Below are 18,166 nucleotides of genomic sequence, written 5' to 3' on the forward strand. Positions count from 1 at the left end.
ATCGTCCCGGCCGCGTGTTTCGGGCTGCCGCCGTAGGTCGATGAAGGGACAGCCGTGTCGAAGTCGAAGAAAACAGGTGCGGTCAAGCGCGTTCCGAAACCTCTATACGAGGATGAGCTGGAACGGTTGCAAGCCGAGCTCGTAGGCATGCAGCAATGGGTCATTGAGACCGGAGCGCGGGTGCTGGTCATCTTCGAGGGTCGAGACGCCGCGGGCAAGGGCGGCGCGATCAAGCGGATCGTCCAATATTTGAATCCGCGCTCCGCCCGGGTCGTCGCACTTCCCACTCCGAGCGAGCGAGAGAAGGGCCAGTGGTATTTCCAGCGCTACATTGAACGGCTTCCCACCGCCGGGGAGATCGTCTTGATGGACCGCTCTTGGTACAACCGTGGTGGCGTCGAACGGGTGATGGGATATTGCACCGATGAGCAATACCGTCTGTTTCTCGAGCAGGTGCCCTTGGTGGAAAAGATGCTCGTTGACGAGGGGATCATTCTGGTGAAGTTCTGGTTCTCTGTGTCTGACAAGGTCCAGGAAGACCGGTTCCGTTCTCGACTGGAAGATCCGATGCGCCGGTGGAAACTCTCCGAGACGGACCTCTTTTCGATTACCCGCTGGGAGGACTACTCGCGAGCCAAGGATGACTTGTTCGCTGTCACGGACCTTCCGTTTGCACGGTGGTGGACGGTTGAGAGCGATGACAAGCGTGCGGCACGAATCAACTCAATCAAGCACCTTCTGTCCAACATCCCCTATGAGCACCGGGTGCCGGACGAAGTGACTATTCCCGATCGCCCGGAAGCAAATGACTACGAGCGGCCCCCGAAGGATGAGGCGAGCCTGGTCACTGATCACGCCAACACTCTGAAGAAGAAATAGGGAGGTCTCATGCTTCGCGCAGGGTGCCCCGCGGCTCGCAGGGCGTCAGGCGAGTTCACGGTGACCCGGCGGGTTCGGCGGGTCAGCTCGGCGTCGAAGTAGCGCTTTTGAGCGCCAAAGCAGATCGCCGACCTTCCAGGCGCAGTTCCATTTCGCTCATGACCACCGCAGCGAGGTCGCCGAGGGTGGCGAGTTCCTCTTCCGAGGCCTGGCGCGGTTCGAAGTCGAGAACGCACAGAGTGCCGAGGTTGTGTCCGTCGCGGGTGCGCAACGGCACCCCGGCGTAGAACTGGAGGCCGAAATCGCTGGCGACGAGGGGATTAGCCAGCGTCCGGGGGTCGAACCGGGCATCCTCGACGACCCAGGGCACGTCGTCCAGGATCGCCGAGGCGCAGAGCCCCGGGTGCCTCTCAATGTGGTCGATCTCCAGGCCGTGGTGGGACGTGAACCAGATCCGGTCCTGGTCGACGATCGTGACGAGCGCGACCGGAACGGAGAACACTCGGGCGGCAATGGCCGTGACGCGGTCGAAGGACCCGTCGGCCGGTGCTTCCGGCAGTCGATAGCGCGCGACCGCGAGCATCCGGGCTTCCTCGGTCGAAGGCGCGGAAATCGCCGCCACATCTCGGTGCCGGCCGGTCTCGGCAGCGACCATCTGGCGAAGCGCCACGACCAGATCGTGGATGGAGGGGCGGTCCTTCGGGTCGCGGGCGGTCATTGCAGCCAGCAGCGCCCGCCATTCCGGGGCGATGCCGGGCGGAATGGAGGGGTCTTTTCTGAGCCGGGCCAGTGCCGACGGGATCGGGTCGCCGGGAAACGCGATGGTGCGAGTGAAGCACTCGAGAAGAACGAGCCCCAGCGAGTAGACATCGCTGGCCGAGCCGAGCGTCTGACCCCGCGTCTGTTCGGGGCTGAGGTAGGCGGCCGTGCCCGTCGTCACGGCGTCCGGGTCTCGGCGGTCGATGGCGCCTACCAGGGCGATGCCGAAATCGGTCAGCTTCGCGCGGTATCGAGCGCCGCCGTGGTTGTAGTCGACAAGCAGGACGTTGGCCGGCTTGACGTCCCGATGCACAACACCCCGATGATGGATGTACTGCAGGCCTTCAGCCAGGTCGTAGCCGATGTGCGCTATCTGACGAGCCGAGAGAGTGCCCCGCTCGAGCTGGACCTTGAGATCCGCGCCGGTGACGAGCTCCATGACGAAAAAGACACGTGGCCGGCCCACATCCGTGCGGTCGACACCCGCATCGAGCAGGGTGACGAGGCTGTGGTGGCTCAGGCTCGCCAAGAGGTTCACTTCGTCTTCCTGACGACGGATGTCCTTCTCGGTTGTCGCGGACGCCTCGAAGACCTTCACCGCGACATCACGACCCAGCGTTTCGTCCCTGGCGCGGTAGACAGAGCCCTCGCCGCCTCGACCGATCAGTTCCAGCAACCGGTAACGTCCGCGTAGTCGCGGTGGTCCGGCTGCGGTGACCTCAGGTGAGCGCCCGGCCAATGTGATTGCGTCCATAGTGAACCCTTGTTTCGTGGCGCCTCCACCACAGGCGGTCCGGAGTATCCACTTCTAAGACGTAGCTCGAGGCGAATGTGTCACGCCCGCCACCAAAATTGCGGGCTGCATTTCGCATCTGCGTGTCTGATCGATTCCGTTCGGCAGCGTCGGACGGACTCCTTCGGCGGAGCGGGCTCTTGAAGACTGCTATCCGTCGGTACGATCGATTTCACGACTTGAGTGATTCAACCGGTAGCCCGGCGTAGTCTGCTGCGAAATACTGGCCGGCGGACTTGGGAGGACGACGGTGGTGCCGTCCAAACGGCCGTGTACCGCCAGAACAGGCTGCGCCGCAGGGTGATACCGGGCAGCACCCGTCGGGCAACGGCCTTGACCTCGGCGTATGTTTCCGTGGGCGGCTGGATGGGGGAGCGCATGTAAGCGGGCAAGCGGTCGGCCGGGCGCGGGTGCAATGCCAAGCCGACCAGCGGATTGAGCAGTGTCGAGATCAGCGACAACGGGATGTCGCGAGCGGTTTCACGGGCGACGCCCACGATGACCAGACGGCCTCCTGGAGCGACGAGCAGGCTCGCTCTGCGCAGAGTTTCCTGAAGGGGGAGGTGGTGGAGTACCGCCACGAACGTGATCAGGTCATACGGGGTGTCGCGGACTTCGGCCCACGTCGATCGGCTGATCACCACGTTGCGGAGCTCCCGCGTGTTGTAACGCGCCGCTTCTACGCTGGCCGGGTCTGGTTCGATGCCACGCACGTCGGAGAGCTCGCGGGACAGGCGTTCGACCAGATGCCCGGTGCCACAACCGACGTCGAGTGCGCGTGACCCTCCGCGGTTGTGAACGCGTCGGGCCTGATAGACGATCCAGCCTGAGTAGGCATCGTTGTGCGACCAAGGATGCCGGTCGTTGAATCGGCCAAGCGCCTGAAGTACCGGGGAGGTCAATTGTGCCATCACGCGTCATGATAGCGACTCCAGGACTGGAAGGAGCAGCCGGAACTGTGTCGGCGGTGAGGCGATCGATTTCAAGACGCGCAAATAGCCCTCTCCGAGTCGGACTGGGGGAGATGACTCTGCGGAGCTCGCAACGTCATCCTCCGTGGCCGGTCGTTGAAGCTCTCGCCGCAAACACGCTTTAGAAAAATGCAATCACAAGTCGCAAAAGTTGGCAATAACTCATTTTCCCCTTCTCGGGCGTCCTGAGGTCGGTCGGCGCCGCTGCGACGGTCGATCTCACGAGGCCCTGGTTTGCGGCGCCACAGCGTTGTCGCCGTTCAGCGATGCGTAAACGAAGTCTCCGGGCCCACAAACCCTCGGACCGGACGCTCCTTCTTTATCGTTTCTTCGTCAAACCTGCATCGAGAACCGCGGGTGGAGGAACCAGAGTCATGACAGGACATTCCAGCAGGAGGAAGTAATGGTCATGAGCGAGTGGCCGATTCTCGCCGGAATTTGTGTGGTGTTCGTCGTTCTCGGGGTGTGGGCGATTGCTCGGATCTTCCCCATAAACGGCCGAGGCAAAAACCCACCACCAGGGGACGCAGTCCACCCAACCGAACCCCAGAGAAGAGAAGGTCCATGAACGGGCACAACCACGGTGGCAAGTCGCATCTCATCGGCATGATTCTGATCGGTGTCGTTATTCTCGGCGGCCTGCTCGTGGCCGGAAGATCGATCGGCGAGGCACTTCCCCTCGCAGCGGTTCTGGCCTGCCCCGTGACGATGATCGGGATGACGTTCATGATGATGCGCAGCAAAAACAAGGACGCTGCCGCCCCGCGGGAATCACCCGTCCACAGCGACACCGGCTCCAACGAAGCCGCGAAGACTACGACCCAGGCTTGACCCTCGGGCGTCCGCCCGTCCGCCCGTCCCCACGGCATCGGCACGGCGGTGAGTCCGTGCACTTTTGAAGGAGCAATACATGGAGCAGGTCCTGCTCTCCACCACAATCCTCGCCTCGTTCTTAGGCGGCATCGTCGCCCTGCTGGCCCCCTGTTGTGTGTCGGTCATGCTGCCGGCGTTTTTCGCGTCGAGCTTCCGCCGTCGCGGCCAGATCCTGGGAATGACACTTGTTTTCGCTGCCGGTGTCGGCACGATCATCCTGCCCATTGCGTTGGGCGCCGCGATCGTTAGCCGCGCCCTGGCGCAGTACCACTTCTGGATTTTCAGCGCGGTGGGAATTGCCATGGTCGTCGTAGGTGTCGCCACGTTGGTGGGGTGGAAGTTGATGCTCCCGATGCCGTCGGGGAAGAGTTCAGGGTCAGGAATCGGTTCCGTGTACGGGTTGGGCGTGTTTTCTGGCGCGGCGAGTGCCTGTTGTGCACCAGTCCTGGCCGGAGTTGCCGCGATGTCCGGGGCGGCGTCGTCGATTTCTACGGCAGCGCTGGTCGGTATTGCCTACGTCTTCGGCATGGTCGCTCCGCTCTGTGTCCTTGCGCTGGTGTGGGATCGGAAGGACTGGAGCAATAGCCGGCTGCTCACGGCGCGCACTGTCGCCCTGTGGCCCGGCGGACGACGGCTGCCGCTGTCGAGCCTGTTGTCCGGTGGCTTGATGCTCGGGATGGGTATCGTCACCATGATCATCGCGGTTCGCGGCATCGGCATGGCACCCGACGGCTGGCAGGTTCGGGTCACCGCCTGGCTCAACCACACAGCTGTGGATATTCAGCAGTCCGTCGGCTTCATCCCCGGCTGGCTCTCGGCCCTCGTGGTCTTCATCGCCCTCGCCACCCTGGTGTGGAAGGCGCTGCTCGCCCGACGCCCACAGGGAGGTCACACCTCTTCCGCGACAGAGCCAGATACGGCAGTGCAGGTAGCGGCCGGTTCGACCGCTCCGGCCTGTCACGACACCGCAAAGGAATCACAGTAATGGCATCACGCAACAAGAAGCGCGCCGCAGCGATGCGGCCTCTGAAAATGAACACCAACCGCCTTGCCGTGCTGATCGGTGCCGGCGTGGTCGTGGCCATTTTCGGCGCCTTTTTCCTTATTCTCGCCCAGGAGCCCTCCGGACCCGCCCAGCCGGCCCAGTCCGCTCCTATGGTCAGGAGCGACGATGCGGCTGACTACGCGGTGGGATCTCCGGGGGTGGGAGAGATGGCCCCGGGATTCGCAATGGAGTCCACATCGGGGGACACCGTGGATTTGACTGACTACGCGGGCAAATCGGTGCTCTTGTACTTCCATGAGGGACTGGGCTGCCAGCCCTGTTGGGACCAGATGCGTGACCTGGACGCCGAATCCGATCAGCTCACTGCCGTCGGAGTCGACGCCGTGCTCACAATCACCAGCGGGCCGGTAGACCTGATTGCGCAAAAGATGGAAGATGACAAACTCGCCTCCATCGCCCTGGCGGACACGAAGATGGACGTCATAAAAGAGTACGGGGCGAACGACTACGGCATGATGGGCGACTCCCGCGCCGGACACAGCTTCATCCTTGTCGGGCCTGACGGCACCATTCAGTGGCGAGCCGACTACGGTGGCGCCCCGGATTACACCATGTACGTGTCCATGACCGACCTTCTCGCCGACATGACGGCTGCCGGGGTGAACGGATGATGATGGTCACCGTCCTGACCCAAGAGGCCTGCCCCTCCTGCGTGGACGCGAAAAACACCTTGGCGCAGCTCGCCGACGAGTATCCCTTCAACATCGTGGAGATTCCGTTGGCATCAGCCGAAGGCCGAGATCTTGCGAACCGGCTCGGCATCGTTTTCGCCCCGGGCATCTTGATCGACGGCGAGCTGTTCAGCTACGGTCGCTTGTCCGAAAAGAAATTGCGCCGCCATCTCTCCTCAGTGGAGTGGCCCACCACACGCCCACCCGCGGGCCCCAGCTGACGGAGGCATAGGCGAACGCACTGGCGAGCTCGTCATCGAAGTTGACGGTTACACCCAGTTCCAGCTCTCCCCGCAGGCAAGGACGGTAGCGCCTATGGAGCCTTCAACCTGGGCAAGCGAGAAGGATCCGGCCTGAGGGGCCGGTCGTATCGATCGCCGGTTCCGCTAACGAACGAAGTCCGATGCCGCGTTCGCCGAGCTCGTGAAGGAGTGAAATCAGACGATCGTCACGAGCCAACCGATCCAACTGGCTGAGTTGGCAAACCAACAAGACGTCACCGGCCCGCAAGCAAGCCAAGCAGGCTGAAAACTATGGCAACGACGCCCTATTCTTCGACTCGCCGTGGTCCACATACACGCGCTCCGCGCCGGCCGCGGTCAACGCGATTTCTCGCTCATCGACTCTCTGCTTGCGCGTTGCACCACGCGCGTACCCGATGACAGTCATCTTTACCTGCTTCGCTCGCGGAATCCGGGGTCCGACCGCTCGCGTGTCACGGTCGCTCCTGAACCTGGGGCTACAGTGTGGCGAGGATGCCGTTCATGACATCAATCTCGGCGGTCTGGCTGTTCACGATGTTCGTGGCCATGTCCACAGCGTCCGGGAATTGTCCCTCGTCGATCTCGGTCTGAGCCATCGCGATTGCGCCCTGGTGATGAACGATCATCTGTTCGAGAAAGAGTTTTCCAGCGTCTTCTGAGGGCGCGGACTCGAGGGCGTTCATATCGTCGTCAGACATCATGCCGTCCGTGCCGTGATCCATATCGGACATATCCATTTCGCTGGAGCTGGTGTCATCCATGCCCCATGCGGACAGCCAGGATTCGAGCTGCTGGATTTCGGGCTCTTGAGCGTCTTTGATCTCGGTGGCCAGGTCCACGATGCGCTGGTCGATCTCGTCTTTCGCGAGAAGGTCATCGCTCATTTCGACGGCCTGTTCGTGATGGGGGATCATCATCTGGGTGAACTCGACGTCCGCGTCGGCGAGATCAACCGATGAGGCGGAGGACTCGGGGGAGCTGGGGGCGGCGGATGAGCCGGTGTCGGTTGTTCCACCAGCGCAGGCGCTGAGAGTGAGTGCAGTCGCGACGGCTGCGGCAGCAAGAAGATAAGTATGTGGCTTGGGCATTGTCAATCCATTCGGAGTCAGACGTGAAGAATCGGGTCGCCATACGGCGTGGTGAAGGTAGGCGTCGAGTGACGCTAAGGCCATTGCTGGTTTTAGGTGCGACTGATGGAGAGAACGACCAAGCTAGGCCTGAAGAGATGAAGCGCGGGGCCCTGATAGCGAGAGACGACCCGCCCGCCCGCCTCGAGCAGACGCCGATACGTGGCCGGCGAGCTGGCAAGAATGATGAGAGCCGCTAAGACCAGTACCAGGGCGCAGGTTATCGCCCACACGGCGCAATCGAGCATGCCGTCGGCGCTACCGAAAAGGCCGACTTCTGCATGCACGACTACTGGGAGCATCGGCGCCGTCGCCGCGACCGCCACGTCAGTTCCGAAGTCAGCGGCCCTCGGGACGGTGTCGGAATGTGCAGTGGACTCGGCTGCCCCCGAACCTACGCCGTGCTCGCCGATCATGGAGTGCATGCCCAGCAACATGGCTGCCATGACAAGAACCGCCGTGAACGCATAGGCGACTACAGGCCTTTGGTGACGGTCAGCTACGGAATTGCCGTGCGGGTTCATGTCACCTCCAGTGTCGACAAACCAGGTTGAAATCGCGGGTACCCAAAACCGTATCGACACTTGACAAAGTTCAGCTGGGAATGGCGCGGTGCAGCTCAGCTGAAATCCATTGATAGGTCTTTTGACAAAGATTGACTGGGGATATGGGCGGCAGCCGCTCATCAGAGCGGTCCGGGATGAACCCGGAGGGACAATGAGACCATGATGTCAACGACCTTCAGGCCACAAACCGCTGCGGAGCCGCGGCCGCGAGTACTGGTGGTCGACGATGAGGTGCCGCTGCTCGAGTTGGTCGCCGGCTACTTGGAGCGAGATGGGTTCGACGTGCAGACGTCAGCTGACGGCCAGTCTGCGGTGACGACGGCACGAAACTGGGCCCCCGCCATCATCGTTCTCGACTTGGGCCTGCCAGGGATGGACGGCATTGAGGTTTGTCGTACCGTGCGCACCTTCACCGATTGCTACATCATCATGCTGACCGCCCGGGTTGACGAAATCGACAAGCTGGTCGGCCTCTCTGTCGGAGCAGACGACTACCTGACCAAGCCTTTCAGCCCGCGAGAGCTCGTGGCTCGAGTGCGCGCTATGCTCCGCCGGCCCCGCCCCAGCGAACAAGCCGCCGCGCTCGGCACACCGCCCCTTGTCTTTGGCTCCCTCCAAATCGACGTCGGCAGCCGCGAAGTCCGCCGAAGCGGTGAAGCGGTGGACCTGACCCGCACCGAGTTCGAGGTGTTGGCGGCATTGGCCGGTCAACCTCGAATCGTCTTCTCTCGGCAGCAACTCATTGATGCCGTATGGGGAGACGGCTGGATGAGCGATCCGCACCTTGTGGATGTGCATATCGGGCACGTACGACGCAAGATCGGTGATGATCCGGCTACACCGGTTTTTATTAGGACGGTGCGTGGCGTCGGCTACCAGATGGGCGTGGGAGCGTGAGCAGAACACGCACACGGGTCCCTGGCCCTAGGGACCTCAGCGCCCGCCTACTTGGCGCCATCCTCGTCGTAGTTCTCGTCGGAGTCGCAACTGCCTGGGTCGTCGTCGCACGGATCGGCCCAGCCATTTTCCACGTTCACATGATGGGCACGGGTGGTTCTGGGGCTAACTCGACGGTGCATGCCGAGGAGGCATTCCGGACGGCATCAACGCTCTCCCTAGCCGTGGCCCTCATCGCTGCTCTGGCAGCGTCAGTCGGGGTGAGCCTGTTTCTCTCCCGCCGGATCACCCGGTCCCTGGCACCCGTCACTGAAGCAGCTGGCCGGGTGGCTGACGGGGACTACACCGCGCGTATCCCCGCTGTGGGACTAGGCAGTGAGTTCGACGACCTCACTGCGGCCTTCAACTCGATGGCCACCGATCTCGGTCGGATCGAAGCGACCAGAACGAGGATGCTGGGCGACCTGGCACACGAAATGCGCACCCCCATCACCACGATCGGTGCCTACCTGGAGGCCATCGCCGATGGCGTCCAGCAAGCGGATCCGGCAACCCTCACGATGCTGGGTGACCAGGTCACCCGTCTGGCACGGCTTAGCCAGGACGTCGCCATCGTGACGACCGCCGAAGAAGGCCGACTGACAATGCACCGACGACGCCTGCTCGTTTCTCAGGTCGTCGCGGATGCAGTGGCCCAGGCGACAGCGCAATACGCTGCCCAGAACGTGACGCTGACGGTCACTATGTCCGGAGGCGCCCGGGACGCGGCTGTCGATGGGGACAGCGATCGCATCGGTCAGGTCCTGACAAATCTCCTCGACAACGCGGTTCGACACACCCCGTCCGGGGGCGAGGTCGTGATCTCCGCCGCGGTAGTCGGCGGCAGGGCGGTGGTCGCCGTCTCCGACGAGGGCGATGGAATTCCGGCCGACCACATTTTGCATGTTTTCGAGCGGTTCTACCGAGTGGACGCCAGCAGGGACCGCGCACACGGTGGCTCCGGCGTAGGCCTGGCGATCGCTAAATCCATCACCGAGGCCCACGGTGGAAGCGTTCGAGCAGAAAGCGCGGGTGTCGGCCGAGGAGCGACCTTCACCGTTGAATTGCCGTTGCTCAGCCAGAATCACTAAGGCCAACCGGTTACAGAGGTCGAGCTCAGGTCACCAATATTCAGGGGCGAATCTCGGTGTCTACACGTCGACAAACCTCGGTGTGAAAGAAACGGACACCCGCATCGGTTCCTGACGGGCGGCCAGAATATGGCGATACATCAGCCGATGCTGGCAACTGTCACGTGGATGCCATCGATGCGCGTGATCGAACTGGCATCGAGGACCATGGCGATCGAGTCAAATACGAGCCGGCACACTTCGGTGGCCGGCTCAGAGCTGACGGCCCGAAAAGCCACGGACACGTTTATCCCCGCGTCTCCCATGGTGACGGCAACCAGGTTGGACGTGCGTTCTCGGTGCGTCAGCGCGTCGACAATGGCACCGACAATCGTCGCGACGACGGGCTCGGTCGGATACAGAGAGTCCACTCCAGGAACGGCTCGCACCACCGATTCCAATTCTGAGGACAGCGTGTAGGCGAGGTTAGCGGCATCAGTTACAGAATTCGCCGCGTCTTCGGTTGTCTCGACAGAACTGGTGTTCCTGGATGCGCCACCGATGCCGGGGCGAGGCGGGCTGTCAAGCATTTATGCTCCCCCGATCGTTGCGGATAAAACCGCTGCCGGGGTCTGGGGCAACACTCAGACCCTACGGCGGAGCGGACTGTGAGTCAATTTTCGCCGTCATCAGGGACGCAACCATTTCGCCCTTTCGGCTTCGCCTTTCGCCCACATTTGGCACTGCCAGCTGTTGTCGGGGGAGGGTCACCAATAGAGAATGTCCACATGAGCGAGCTAGATGAAACTCAAGCCATCGATCAGGTGATTGATCGGTTGGCGGAACGGTTCCCGAGTCTGGAGCGCGGCCATATCGCGGACGTCGTCGACGAGGAGCATGGGAAGTTGGATGGGGGTCGGGTTCGTGACTTCGTTCCGGTCCTTGTTGAGAAGGCCGCGAAGAAGCGGCTGAAGAAGGAAGCGAAGGAGTCGAGCGTTGTGGTCGAACAGCTCGAAGCGCTGGGTCCGGTGCCGGACGGTGACCAGGCCCTGGACCCGATAGAAGTCGAGCGCGCAAGTCGTGAGAAACATCGTGGGCCCCTGCTTGGCGATCTACTGGGAGGCACCGGCGCCAACGAACGCTGATGCGCGCCAACCTGAGGGAGTGGTCTAACTCGTAGCCGCCCATCCGTCGCCACTGACACGAAGAACTGTCTTTCCGAGCGCGCGGCGCTCATCCAGCGCGGCGATTGCTTCCGGTGCCTGGGTGAACGGGACGACCTCGCCGATGACCGGCGCGAGCGCACCCCGGGCGACATCAGGAACAAGCCGCGCCCACTGGTCTTGGAGAGACACCGACGGTGAGGGCATGAGGCCTTCCCAGGCGACACCAACGATCGTCGTGTTGGTCAGCAGAAGGCGGTTCACCCGAACGGTCGGGATGCTCCCTCCGGTGAAACCGAGAACGAGCAAGCGGCCGCGGGTAGTTAGCGCCCGCAGCGAATCAGTGAAGCGCTCACCGCCCACCGGATCCAACACCATATCCACCCCACGCCCATCCGTGATGCGGCGGACCTCGGTGAGGAAGTCGAAGGGGGAGATGACGTCATCCGCACCGATGCTTCGTGACAGTTCGGCCTTCTCAGGCGTGGAGACCACAGCGATGACGGATGCGCCCCGTAGCTTCGCCTGTTGGGTGAGCGCCACTCCGAGCCCGCCCGCGGCGCCGTGGATTAACACCGTCTCACCGGCACGAAGATTGCCGCGCTCTCCCAAGGCGAATTCAGCGCTGAGCACATTTATCGGCATCGCCGCACCCTGGATGAAGTCGACGCTATCGGGCAAGGGCAACACCCGATCGGCAGGGGTGACGACGTACTCGGCAAACGCGCCGGAACCAGCTACGCCAAGGACCCGGTCGCCGGCGACGAATCCGGAATCGGGATCAGCGTCAGCGATGATGCCGGAGAACTCACATCCCACAGTGAATGGAAGCGGAACTTTCAGCTGATACTCGCCGCGCGACTGCAGCACGTCAGGGTAAGCGACACCGGCGGCATGTACTTCTACGAGTACCTCTCCCGGGCCGCGGCTCGGGATGGGGATTTGCTGCATCTGCAGCAGTCGTGGTCCGCCGTGCGTTGTATTTCGCAGCGCGTGCATCATCGTGCGGTGTGGACTCATGACTCGATCATCCGCCGGTGGATGGCTCGATCGATTCACCTCACCCGTTGTCGCGTCCGACCGGGAGTATCCCCGCGGGAATTTCTATCGGCCGAGCCGTCTGCTGGAATGGGAGCGCAGCCGCGGCACCGTGCGGAGCGAGAGAGACCTCAGGAGGGTGACCATGAAGGGCGACACGCTGCGGCAGCATGCGCGTAACCGCGTCTGGGAGCTCCCGGGGGCCACGTTGGAGCATCCGTTCGGGCCGGATTGGGACGTCTTCAAGGTGCGCGAGAAGGTCTTCATGCTGATGACCGAGATCACCGGTGAGCCGATCGTTATCCTCAAGGCCGACCCGGAGGACGCAAGAGCTCTGCGCGAGCAGTACGCGGATATCACCCCCGGCTACCACATGAACAAGCAGCACTGGATCACCTTGCATCCCGACGGAACCCTGGAGAAGGATCTTGTCGACGACCTCGTCACCGAGTCCTATCGGCTCGTCATTGGGAACCTGCCCCATGCCCAGCGGCCGGTCGACCCCCGAACGTTCGGCCAGAGAGAACTGTGACCCCCTCGGGAGAGTGACGTCACCAGCACGCCCGCGACGCCGGCCTAGCGATGGATTGATGCCCGGCTCTCCACCCGGCTCTTCAACGATTGATTGAACGCGACATACCCTCCCGCATTGTGACTCTTCGCGAAGAGGCCTTCGAAGGGCCTGGTGAGGACGCCGGAAAAGGTCTCGGTGTTGGTTACCTGAGTGCTGCCGTCGGTCTTGCGGACGAGGGTGAAGTTGTGCTCGCCGAGGAACAGAGCCGCCCTGATAATCGTCGCCGACCATTGCAGTTCCTGGCTCTCGGTGACAGCGGTGACCGTCGATGTGAACCAAAATCCAGGCATGCGCATTTTGGGTCTGTTCCCGACTTCCGGGACCCCGTCCACACGAGAGAAGTTGCTCCAGTCGCCGTAAGCAGGGAAGTCGGAAAGGACGTCCCAAACCTCTTCGGGTGTGGCCGCGATGTCGATCGTGGGGCTGGAGCGTTCCGGTGGGGCGCGGACGTCAATCGGCAAGACCAGTTGGCCCTCACCGAGAACGACGATCGCATCGGAGAAGAACACGGGAAACATGGACAACACCCTCGCCGTTTCTGACCGGGATGGGGCGAACATGCTCGTCGCCGACTGGGTCGCCATGTGGAACGGCGACGAAGCGATCGCCGAGGAGATCATCTCCGACGACAACCGTGTTCACGCCGCCATGTTCGATGGGGGCGACAGCGCCGTGGGCGGCGTCTCCGGAATGAAGGACCTCGTCGTGCAGATGGGAACCCTCATGTCCGACCTCGTCTTCTCGATCGACGTCGGTCCCCTCGTCGACGGCGACCACGTCGTGGTCCGTGGGGTGGCAACCGGACACTACGGCGGCGGCATGCCCGGGGGTCGGAGCGCCGGTGGGCAGGGTAATGACCTTCCACGGCACCGACATCCTGCGAATCGCGAACGATCGGGTCATCGAATATTGGCTCAACGCTGACACCCTGGACCTCATGACTCAACTGCCGGTCGGCGCCGGCTGACCATCACTCGTCAGACGAAGACGAGGTGAGTGTCGCAGAGTGCGTCTGGAGCTCGTCTGCTGCGGCACGCAAGTATCGGCTGATCGCGGCCTGCTCCTCGGGCGAGAATTCGAGTGCGAGGCTGTCCAGCGCGGTGAAGAGCGGGGCGAGCTCTCCGAGGATGCGACCCACGGCGGAAGCCTGCGGCACTAGGTTGACTCGACGCCGGTCAGTCGCATCCCGGGCGCGCGCGATGTGGCCCGCAGCTTCGAGGCGGTCCGCCAGTTCGGTCGCCGAGCCGGTACTGATGCCCAAACGGTGGCCAAGTTCGGCCGGCCCGAGCTGGGTTCCTTCCAGATCCATGATGTGACCCATCGCCTCGAAGTCGAGGGCGCGCAGTCCCACCTTGGCGGCCAGGGCGTGCTCGAGCTGGGACGCGGCGCGATTCACCGAGCGCAGCGCCCACGACAGTTCTGCAGCCGACATTCTGCTGCGCTCGACCTGCTCCGCTCCCGGGATGTCGCTGTTTTTCGCCATGGCCACATCATAGTTGACATTTCCTTCCGTAACGGAGACACTCGGTGAAGGAGCTAAAGGAAGGGAATAGTCATGACCGCACTCCCACCCACCACTGCCGCACCGCACATGCCGCTCAACCCGACTCAGCTTCGTGGGCTGCTTGTTGTGCTCTGTGCCGCCCTCGCGCTGGTCGTTGCGGGCAACTCGGCACTGGCGATCGCCTTGCCCGACATCGCGATCGACCTTGAGGCTGACCAGTCCGAGCTGACCTGGATCATCGATGCGTACGCCCTGACCTTCGCCGCCCTCCTTCTCACTGCGGGCATCGCCGCTGACCGAGTCGGGCGGCGCACGATTCTCGTGATGGGCTTGCTGATCTTCGGGGCGGCCAACGTCGCGTCAGCGTTCGCGCCCGACCCCGGCTGGTTCATCGCCCTGCGGGCCATTGCCGGGGTGGGCGCCGCCGCGGTCTTTCCCGTAACCCTCTCCGCGCTCGTTGATGCGTATCCGCCCGAGCGACGAACCTTTGCCATCGGAGTGTGGTCGGGGGTCAGCTCTGCCGGCGCGGTGGCTGGCACGATCATCGCCGGTGCTCTCCTCGAAGCGTATTGGTGGGGAAGCGTGCAACTGGTGTTCGGCGGCGTCGCCGTTGCCCTGATCATCCCGGTACTGATGCTCGTTGCGCAGAATCGCAACCCGCGGCTTTCTCTCGACCCGTTGGGCGCACTCTGGTCGATCATCGCTTTGGCTGGGCTCGTCTTCGGCGTGGTTGAGGGCCCTCAGCGCGGATGGCTCGACCTCGTCACCCTGCTGGCGCTCGCCGTCGGCGCTCTGGGTTTCGTGGCGTTCGTCGTGCACCAGTTGCGTGCGAAAGATCCGTCGCTCGACGTGAGGCTGTTCGCCAATCGTGGACTGGCCGCGGGATCCCTCATCGTCACCGTTCAGTTTTTCGCCTCGCTCGGGTTCTTCGTGCTTTCGCCGCAGTATCTGCAAATCGTGTTGGAGTACACGCCGCTCGGAGCGGCTCTGGCCCTGCTCATCGTTCCCGTCGGCGTCGGCGCAGGCATCGGGATTTCGGCCGCACTCGAAAGGAGGTTTGGTGCACGCGTACCCGGCTCATTGGGCCTGCTGCTCATGGGGGTCGGGCTCTTCGTCTGCGCAGCGGGCCTGGCCGGCGGGGTGGATGCTTCGATCTGGGTGTTGGGAGCCGGCGTCCTGGTGTTCGGCATCGGGTTTGGCATGGGGATCACCCCCGGAACCCAACTCATCATTGAGGGTCTCCCCGCGGAGCGGCGCTCCGTCGCGAGCGCCGTCAACGACATCACCCGCGAGGTCGGCGGCGTGCTCGGAATCGCCGTGCTCTCGAGTGTCCTGATCAGCTTCTACCGGAGCGACATCAAGCCGGCGCTTGACGGGATTCCCGACCAGGTGCGCCAGGTCGTCGACGCCGGCGCCGGTGCCGCGATCGGCATCGCCGATTCGTTCGGCCCGGAAGGCGAGGCCCTCGCACGTGCTGCCCGGGAAGCGTTCGCGGTCGGGTTCAGCGCGGCGATGCTCGCCGGGGCCGTGACCCTGGTCGTAGCGTCGATCATCACCTTCCTCATCGCACCCGCCCAGCACGAAGTCGCGACGCGTGAATTCCCAGCAGACGCCCACCGGTAGTTAACCTGGTGCTTACCTTGCGGGCTGAGGATTACATCATGATCACCATGACAGCCATCGTGCGCCCGGTCGAATCGCTCCGTAGTTTCCCGCAACTGGGCCAGAATCTTCGTCGGCACTACGAACACACACTGTTGTTTACGGATCAAATGTTCGTCATCTTTCCCGGCATCGGTGCGGTCCTCGTGACCGAGCACTCCAGCAGGTATCGATTCGACATCGTGGGAACCGATCAGGCAATCGCCGACCATCGCGTCATGAAGCTTGAGGCCTACATACTGAACGAAACCGGCGGTCAACGCATCCGGTTTGATTGGGCCAAGGCCGCCCACGTCCCTGTGCCCTTCCGGTAGGCAGCACCTCGCACAGGCGGACCGGTGTGACGGCCAGGCTCGAGGAACGAGCATGTAGACGACGTGCAGAGCACCGGACACCACGGCTCCCAGCATGAAGCCGCTCCGGTCGGTGCTCCGGGCTTTTGTCCTGTCAGATGACGGCCCCTAACAGGTAGCCCCTTTCCTCCTGTCCCGCCCGCGCGGATAATGAGGACATGGATGTGCCGCCGGCGCCCGGCGAGTTCGACGAATCCACCGAGTTGGAGCGCCTGCGGCGACGCGCGTACGGACGGAATGCCGACATCGCGGGGGATGCGGCGGCTCGGGCTCGGCTCACCGAACTGGAGGCCGCGGTCACCGACCCCGACCCTGACTCACGGGCGGTCACCGAGAGCGACCCCGCCGAGGGTCCGATCGCTGATTCCGCTCCCATCGGCGAAGCCCCCGCGGCGCCGTGGTGGCGCCGCAGCTGGCTGACGATCCTCGGCGGGACCATCACGACCCTCGCCCTAACCGCGGCCATCGTCGCGTGGATGCAGCCATCTGCGCCGGACTACGTGCGCACGCCGAACTACGCATTTCCCCCGGACGCCATTCTCGGGCTGGTGTCGGAGGGCACGGAGGCCGATGAGCCGAACGACCCGCACGGCACTCTCAACCGGCTGGGGCTGAATGCCGATGCGATGCGGCGCTACGAAACCTACGGGTACCTCACCGTCTGGAGCGGGAAATCTCGCTACGGTTCTACCTGCCTGCTCGTGGCCCATCCCGTTCAAGGGCTCAACGAGGGGATCGGTGCCGAAGCGTGTTCCCCCGACGGTGACGAGACCATCGCTGACCTAGCGCAGACGACGCGCAGTCTCACCCGGTTCGTGCTCAAGAGTGACCATGTCGATGTTTACGAGTACGTGCGGCCCGCGGAGCCGGGCCCGCCGCCAGGCTGACCAGACGCCGCGAGCTGATCCGGTCGACCGGTGTCCGCGTGCCCACCAGCGTGAGTGTCGGGGGATCAATGACCTGTGGTATCTCTTCATAGTCTCTCGGCAATCTGGTGCGCCGAGCGGGCCGGTCGAGCCGATGGCACTATCTGGCCGTCAGGCTGCCTGCGCCGCTGCCGCACCTCATCCTCGACGCGACCTCGAACAACAGGCTCGGCAGCGACCTGCCCACCGGAGTCGATCGCGCCCAGCGGTTGTCTCTTGAGGGAGGTTTCGTCCGGTGGTTCCACCTGTATAGGCCGGTCACGTACCGGTCGGACGCGCTCTACCTGCTGCCAGCGCTCGTCGATATCGGGATGAACGGGTACCCGGGCAGGAGGTCGCCCCGGTTCCTTTTTTGCACGTTGCTCTACGTCGTGCCCGGGATCTTCGCGTTTGCCGGGCTGATGTCCATCATCGACGGCAGGTAAGACCAGGCCGGGCGCCCAACCCTTGACACGCTACTTGTTTTTTGCAAGTGTGGATGGTGTCCATCTCCGGACCCCTCAGTGATACCGAACTCACGAAAGGAAGAGCACCATGACTTCGATGTTCGTCAATCTGCCGGTGACCGATCTGGATCGCGCGAAGGCCTTCTACACGGCGATCGGATTCACCATCAACCCGCTTTTCACTGATCACAACGCGGCCTGCGTCGTCGTAGAGGAGGATCACAGCGCGATCATGCTGCTGGTCCGCGCGTATTTCCAAACCTTCACCGAGCTTCCCCTCGGTGACCCGGCCGTGAACCCGTCGGTGTCGACCGCAATCTTCCTGGACAGCCGGGAAGCGGTAGACGCCAGCGTCGCCGGGGGCGTCGCAGCCGGAGGCACGGAGGCGCAGGAGCCTTCCGACTACGGCTTCATGTATCAGCGTCAACTCACTGACCCCGACGGCAACATTGTCGAGTTCGGCTACATGGAGCCGGTCGCCGCCGAGCAGGGGCCGGGCGCCGTCCTGAACCAGCAGGCCTAGCCA

The 18,166-nt window shown here is 63.3% G+C and carries 24 protein-coding genes; 15 read left to right on the plus strand and 9 right to left on the minus strand.

Annotation, left to right across the window (positions count from 1 at the left end; translation table 11 throughout):
• Positions 1 to 54 precede the first annotated feature (54 nt).
• The gene (gene ppk2, locus E3T22_RS01090; protein ID WP_088456552.1) at positions 55 to 879 is read left to right on the plus strand and encodes a polyphosphate kinase 2; all 825 of its coding nucleotides are present in this window, start codon (positions 55 to 57) and stop codon (positions 877 to 879) included.
• Positions 880 to 961: 82 nt separating this feature from the next.
• Here ppk2 and E3T22_RS01095 read toward each other — a convergent pair whose 3' ends face one another.
• Together E3T22_RS01095 and E3T22_RS01100 are read right to left on the minus strand one after the other, a co-directional pair.
• A complete protein-coding gene (locus E3T22_RS01095; protein WP_134479779.1) occupies positions 962 to 2,392 on the minus strand; it encodes a protein kinase in 1,431 nt (476 codons plus the stop codon).
• Positions 2,393 to 2,619: 227 nt separating this feature from the next.
• On the minus strand, positions 2,620 to 3,342 hold the full coding sequence (locus tag E3T22_RS01100; RefSeq protein WP_134479781.1) for a bifunctional 2-polyprenyl-6-hydroxyphenol methylase/3-demethylubiquinol 3-O-methyltransferase UbiG: 723 nt from the start codon (positions 3,340 to 3,342) through the stop codon (positions 2,620 to 2,622).
• A 624-nt stretch (positions 3,343 to 3,966) separates the two neighbouring features.
• Between E3T22_RS01100 and E3T22_RS01105 the strand changes: the two genes are divergently transcribed.
• The 4 genes from E3T22_RS01105 (at position 3,967) to E3T22_RS01120 (ending at position 6,233) form a co-directional block, all read left to right on the plus strand.
• A complete protein-coding gene (locus tag E3T22_RS01105) occupies positions 3,967 to 4,233 on the plus strand; it encodes a hypothetical protein (RefSeq protein ID WP_088456548.1) in 267 nt (88 codons plus the stop codon).
• Between the two features lie 79 nt (positions 4,234 to 4,312).
• A complete protein-coding gene (locus E3T22_RS01110) occupies positions 4,313 to 5,260 on the plus strand; it encodes a cytochrome c biogenesis CcdA family protein (protein WP_134479783.1) in 948 nt (315 codons plus the stop codon).
• Positions 5,260 to 5,952, plus strand: a complete 693-nt coding sequence (locus E3T22_RS01115; RefSeq protein WP_134479785.1) for a peroxiredoxin family protein — start codon at positions 5,260 to 5,262, stop codon at positions 5,950 to 5,952. Before E3T22_RS01110 ends, E3T22_RS01115 begins: the two co-directional genes overlap by 1 nt.
• Complete coding sequence (locus tag E3T22_RS01120; protein ID WP_134479787.1) at positions 5,949 to 6,233, plus strand: thioredoxin family protein; 285 nt, start codon at positions 5,949 to 5,951, stop codon at positions 6,231 to 6,233. The genes E3T22_RS01115 and E3T22_RS01120 overlap by 4 nt, the downstream gene beginning before the upstream one ends.
• A 103-nt stretch (positions 6,234 to 6,336) precedes the next feature.
• On the opposite strand, the gene E3T22_RS19585 is transcribed toward E3T22_RS01120, so the two are convergent.
• The 3 genes from E3T22_RS19585 to E3T22_RS01135 all read right to left on the minus strand — a co-directional run bounded on the left by E3T22_RS19585 (position 6,337) and on the right by E3T22_RS01135 (position 7,926).
• Positions 6,337 to 6,531, minus strand: a complete 195-nt coding sequence (locus E3T22_RS19585; RefSeq protein ID WP_134479788.1) for a recombinase family protein — start codon at positions 6,529 to 6,531, stop codon at positions 6,337 to 6,339.
• Positions 6,532 to 6,751: 220 nt separating this feature from the next.
• Entirely contained in the window at positions 6,752 to 7,363 is a 612-nt protein-coding gene (locus E3T22_RS01130) for a DUF305 domain-containing protein (RefSeq protein WP_134479790.1), read from the minus strand.
• Positions 7,364 to 7,455: 92 nt separating this feature from the next.
• The gene (locus E3T22_RS01135) at positions 7,456 to 7,926 is read right to left on the minus strand and encodes a hypothetical protein (RefSeq protein WP_134479792.1); all 471 of its coding nucleotides are present in this window, start codon (positions 7,924 to 7,926) and stop codon (positions 7,456 to 7,458) included.
• A 201-nt stretch (positions 7,927 to 8,127) separates the two neighbouring features.
• Between E3T22_RS01135 and E3T22_RS01140 the strand changes: the two genes are divergently transcribed.
• Both E3T22_RS01140 and E3T22_RS01145 read left to right on the plus strand, forming a co-directional pair.
• A complete protein-coding gene (locus tag E3T22_RS01140; protein WP_166789242.1) occupies positions 8,128 to 8,865 on the plus strand; it encodes a response regulator transcription factor in 738 nt (245 codons plus the stop codon).
• Between the two features lie 224 nt (positions 8,866 to 9,089).
• Positions 9,090 to 9,995 (plus strand): cell wall metabolism sensor histidine kinase WalK, encoded by a 906-nt coding sequence (locus E3T22_RS01145; RefSeq protein WP_241983560.1) that lies wholly within the window; start codon positions 9,090 to 9,092, stop codon positions 9,993 to 9,995.
• A gap of 140 nt (positions 9,996 to 10,135) precedes the next feature.
• Here the strand turns inward: E3T22_RS01145 and E3T22_RS01150 are convergent, their stop codons facing one another.
• Entirely contained in the window at positions 10,136 to 10,564 is a 429-nt protein-coding gene (locus E3T22_RS01150) for a hypothetical protein (protein WP_134479796.1), read from the minus strand.
• Positions 10,565 to 10,762: 198 nt separating this feature from the next.
• Between E3T22_RS01150 and E3T22_RS19290 the strand changes: the two genes are divergently transcribed.
• Complete coding sequence (locus tag E3T22_RS19290; protein WP_241983561.1) at positions 10,763 to 11,119, plus strand: three-helix bundle dimerization domain-containing protein; 357 nt, start codon at positions 10,763 to 10,765, stop codon at positions 11,117 to 11,119.
• A gap of 24 nt (positions 11,120 to 11,143) precedes the next feature.
• Here the strand turns inward: E3T22_RS19290 and E3T22_RS01160 are convergent, their stop codons facing one another.
• Complete coding sequence (locus tag E3T22_RS01160) at positions 11,144 to 12,157, minus strand: NADPH:quinone oxidoreductase family protein (RefSeq protein ID WP_240632200.1); 1,014 nt, start codon at positions 12,155 to 12,157, stop codon at positions 11,144 to 11,146.
• A gap of 163 nt (positions 12,158 to 12,320) precedes the next feature.
• Here E3T22_RS01160 and E3T22_RS01165 point away from each other — a divergent pair, with 163 nt between their 5' ends.
• On the plus strand, positions 12,321 to 12,707 hold the full coding sequence (locus E3T22_RS01165; RefSeq protein WP_088458038.1) for an MmcQ/YjbR family DNA-binding protein: 387 nt from the start codon (positions 12,321 to 12,323) through the stop codon (positions 12,705 to 12,707).
• Between the two features lie 44 nt (positions 12,708 to 12,751).
• Here the strand turns inward: E3T22_RS01165 and E3T22_RS01170 are convergent, their stop codons facing one another.
• Positions 12,752 to 13,267: an SRPBCC domain-containing protein gene (locus tag E3T22_RS01170; RefSeq protein WP_166788813.1), complete on the minus strand. Its 516-nt coding sequence runs from the start codon at positions 13,265 to 13,267 to the stop codon at positions 12,752 to 12,754.
• Between E3T22_RS01170 and E3T22_RS19295 the strand changes: the two genes are divergently transcribed.
• A complete protein-coding gene (locus E3T22_RS19295) occupies positions 13,266 to 13,673 on the plus strand; it encodes an ester cyclase (protein WP_241980056.1) in 408 nt (135 codons plus the stop codon). The genes E3T22_RS01170 and E3T22_RS19295 overlap by 2 nt on opposite strands.
• Before the next feature lie 46 nt (positions 13,674 to 13,719).
• Here E3T22_RS19295 and E3T22_RS01180 read toward each other — a convergent pair whose 3' ends face one another.
• Positions 13,720 to 14,232, minus strand: a complete 513-nt coding sequence (locus E3T22_RS01180) for a MarR family transcriptional regulator (RefSeq protein WP_088456537.1) — start codon at positions 14,230 to 14,232, stop codon at positions 13,720 to 13,722.
• A gap of 72 nt (positions 14,233 to 14,304) precedes the next feature.
• On the opposite strand from E3T22_RS01180, the gene E3T22_RS01185 reads away from it, so the two are divergent.
• The 5 genes from E3T22_RS01185 to E3T22_RS01205 all read left to right on the plus strand — a co-directional run bounded on the left by E3T22_RS01185 (position 14,305) and on the right by E3T22_RS01205 (position 18,163).
• Complete coding sequence (locus E3T22_RS01185; RefSeq protein ID WP_134479799.1) at positions 14,305 to 15,876, plus strand: MFS transporter; 1,572 nt, start codon at positions 14,305 to 14,307, stop codon at positions 15,874 to 15,876.
• Between the two features lie 38 nt (positions 15,877 to 15,914).
• On the plus strand, positions 15,915 to 16,229 hold the full coding sequence (locus E3T22_RS01190) for a hypothetical protein (protein WP_088456535.1): 315 nt from the start codon (positions 15,915 to 15,917) through the stop codon (positions 16,227 to 16,229).
• A gap of 197 nt (positions 16,230 to 16,426) precedes the next feature.
• Positions 16,427 to 17,155 carry a hypothetical protein gene (locus tag E3T22_RS01195; protein WP_134479801.1) on the plus strand — a complete coding sequence of 243 codons (729 nt, stop codon included), beginning with the start codon at positions 16,427 to 16,429 and terminating at the stop codon, positions 17,153 to 17,155.
• A 107-nt stretch (positions 17,156 to 17,262) separates the two neighbouring features.
• Positions 17,263 to 17,619, plus strand: coding sequence for a hypothetical protein (locus tag E3T22_RS01200; RefSeq protein ID WP_134479803.1), 357 nt, complete (start codon positions 17,263 to 17,265; stop codon positions 17,617 to 17,619).
• Positions 17,620 to 17,728: 109 nt separating this feature from the next.
• Positions 17,729 to 18,163 carry a VOC family protein gene (locus E3T22_RS01205; protein WP_088456532.1) on the plus strand — a complete coding sequence of 145 codons (435 nt, stop codon included), beginning with the start codon at positions 17,729 to 17,731 and terminating at the stop codon, positions 18,161 to 18,163.
• The last annotated feature ends 3 nt before the right edge of the window (positions 18,164 to 18,166 follow it).

This window comes from Cryobacterium sp. TMB3-10 (assembly GCF_004402305.1).
GTDB lineage: Bacteria > Actinomycetota > Actinomycetes > Actinomycetales > Microbacteriaceae > Cryobacterium > Cryobacterium zongtaii.